Source organism: Larkinella sp. C7, assembly GCF_006149005.1.
GTDB lineage: Bacteria > Bacteroidota > Bacteroidia > Cytophagales > Spirosomataceae > Larkinella.
In genome coordinates this window covers 1-307 of sequence record NZ_VBSL01000292.1, presented here as the reverse complement: position 1 = coordinate 307, position 307 = coordinate 1, and the positions used below count along the sequence as shown (strand labels likewise).

At 41.4% G+C, this 307-nt stretch carries 1 protein-coding gene; it reads right to left on the bottom strand.

Features of this window, described 5'->3' with window-relative positions; all coding sequences use genetic code 11:
* Positions 1 to 307 (bottom strand): hypothetical protein (locus tag FH871_RS35465; RefSeq protein ID WP_212768439.1); only part of this gene is annotated, 307 nt, incomplete at both ends.

The following is a 307-nucleotide window of genomic DNA, read 5'->3' as shown; positions in this document are numbered from 1 at the left end:
GTCTTTGAAGTAGGGTAAACTAAAAGTCAATTGACCCCGCTCTGGACTTGTTAGGACCTGACTTTTCAGTAAACGATCACGATAGACATTAACATAGGCCTTAGTTTTACCAAGCTCTTCAACTAAGTAAGCAGATGGCACCTCCAGAACATCGTTCTGAGCCATGACCTTAAGAAAGAGTTTCTCCTGCCCAGTAAATTGCCGATACATGAGAGTGTAGACATTCTGGAAAAGATAGGCTTGATAAGTAGGCAGAACAGCTTCCAAATCCTTGTCAGTCACCCTCTTTTTATTTTCAGTTTGATTC